The 2,196-nt window shown below is 66.2% G+C and carries 3 protein-coding genes; 1 reads left to right on the forward strand and 2 read right to left on the reverse strand.

Translation table 11 applies throughout. From position 1 onward, the window contains the following. Positions 1 to 192: 192 nt before the first annotated feature. Positions 193 to 1,020, forward strand: coding sequence for a class I SAM-dependent methyltransferase (locus WA805_RS12510; protein ID WP_425242415.1), 828 nt, complete (start codon positions 193 to 195; stop codon positions 1,018 to 1,020). Here the strand turns inward: WA805_RS12510 and WA805_RS12515 are convergent. Together WA805_RS12515 and WA805_RS12520 are read right to left on the reverse strand one after the other, a co-directional pair. Next, on the reverse strand, positions 1,017 to 1,589 hold the full coding sequence (locus tag WA805_RS12515; RefSeq protein WP_424559472.1) for a dihydrofolate reductase family protein: 573 nt from the start codon (positions 1,587 to 1,589) through the stop codon (positions 1,017 to 1,019). The two genes, WA805_RS12510 and WA805_RS12515, sit on opposite strands and share 4 nt — an antisense overlap. Positions 1,590 to 1,710: 121 nt before the next feature. After that, positions 1,711 to 2,196: hypothetical protein (locus WA805_RS12520; RefSeq protein ID WP_425242416.1), on the reverse strand; the 486-nt coding region annotated here is incomplete at its 5' end.

The following is a 2,196-nucleotide window of genomic DNA, read 5'->3' on the forward strand; positions in this document are numbered from 1 at the left end:
CGGCCGTCGCCGCCGCTACCCGCCAGCCGGCCGGGACGCTCCTGCTGCGGTCGGACAGGCTCACCCCGGCCGAACTGGCCGACGAGGTGCTGGCTGCGGCTGGCTTGAGCCAGGCTCACGGAGACGGCAAGCGGATGCGGTAGGCACGATCGCTAGGCTCAACCTCCGAGACCGTCTGTGTATGGTGCGAGCATGGCCATCGCGGACTTGGGTTTTCGTGGTGAGATAGCTGATCTGTATCACCGGTACCGGCATGGTTATCGCCCGGCGGTCCTCGATGCCATCACCGGCATCTTCGGCCTGACTAATGACGATCTGGCCGTCGATGTGGGCTGCGGCACGGGTCAGCTGACGCTCCCGATGGCGGCCCAGGTGCGTGCGGTGATCGGCGTTGACCCAGAACGTGACATGTTGCAGCGCGCCCATGACGCTGCCCGAGACGCCGGGGTAGCGAATGTCACGTGGATGCTCGGCGCGGACATCGACCTGCCGGCGATTCGGGCGCTGCTAGGCGATGGGTCGGTTGGCGTGGTGACCGTCGGCCAGGCTCTGCATTGGATGGACCACAGGACATTGTTCGCCAACGTCGCGCCCTTGCTGCGGCCGGGAGGCGGAATCGCGGTGGTGACGAACGGGACGCCGCTGTGGCTGCACGACACTGACTGGTCCCGCGCCCTCCGCCAGTTCCTGGAACAGTGGCTGAACACGGAGGTCAAATCGGGTTGCGGTACTGATGACCAAAGCCAGAGGCGCTACCGGGAGGCTCTTGCCGCAGCCGGATACGAGGTGCACAGCGCAGCCGTTGACTATGACGTTGAGCTGACCCTCGACGAGCTGGTGGGCGGCCTGTACTCAGCGCTTGGAGTAGATCGGCTGCCTCCGCCCAGTGAACGGCCTGCCGTTGCTGAGCAGGTCCGGCGCATCATTGCCCCCCGAAATCTCATCACCGAGCATGTTCACGTCGTGATACTCGCAGGCAGGATGCGCCGGCCACCCCCAGCTCTCTGTCTTCGCGATTAGCTATCCGGGCGCTCGTAGCGAGCCAGGATCTCCTGGCCCGACGTCTCCGCCGAGGCCAGGCGGAAGTGGGCCGGGGTGGCCTCCGCCGCGAACAGCCTCGTGCCCGCGCCCAGCGCGGACGAGAAGAACAGGATCCGGTACTCGTCGACCAAGTCCCGCTTGGCAAGCGCATGCACCACGCTGGCGCTTCCCATCACGATGACATCGCGCTCGGTCTTCTGCTTTTCCACCGACTGTGCCAGGTCGCCGTCCATCAGCGAGGAGTTGGGGAAGGCGCTCAGGTCCGTGAGGGTACGGGAGGCGACGAGCTTGGGAATGCGATTCATGGCCACGTCGAACTCGCCAGTGCGGCTCGGAAAGATCTGGGCGAACTGCTCCCAGGTCCTGCGGCCGAGAACCAGAACGCCGCTGTCGAGGGCGGGGCCGAGCTTGAACCTGTCCCCGGCGACGGCCTCCGGCCCGTTGCGGAAGACCCAGCCGCCGGCGGGGGTCCCATCGGAGCCGGCAGGATCCTGGATGATCCCGTCGAGCGTCGAGAAGGCGACGACGATGGTTCGGGTGCGATTCATGACTGAGTGCCTCCTGAGGCGGTTGCGCCGGTCCCGATGACCGACCGTCACCTGCTTGACGAACGCCGCCGACGCTCGGGGACAGCCATCCGCTGTGGATGGCTTGAGCCGGCCTCATCCATTAAGGAGGATCTTGCGGGCCGGCATCGTCCGCAGCGTCATCACGCTGACTGCCTGAGACGAGCTTGGCGCTCATCTTGACCGTCTTGACCGCACCTGTCGCGCCTGCCTGCAAGGTCAGCCCGATTGCGAACAGGATGACGCCGGGAATGAACAGCACGTGCGACCCGAGCATGAGCAGCCCGATCCGGCCTAGTGCGTACGGAGGGGTGCAGATCACCGCCCCGACCGCCCCGCCCACCGCGGTTGCGGCCAGCTTGTCACGTCTGGACTGCTTGGGCTTGAACCCGATTAGCCGGGACGGTACGGCGACGTAGCAGACCATCATGACCCCGACGACAATGCTCAGCGACACAGCAAACCAGAACAGCCCCCAGCGGTCCACGACTAGCGTGGCCACGCCGAGGAGAATGCCGACAATCCCTCCCGATGTCAGGACGATGGCCAGGTGCGAGCGGGCCTGGGTGAGGGCCGGCCGGATCTGCGG

The sequence above is a fragment of the Trebonia sp. genome, assembly GCF_049794275.1.
Taxonomy (GTDB): domain Bacteria; phylum Actinomycetota; class Actinomycetes; order Streptosporangiales; family Streptosporangiaceae; genus Trebonia.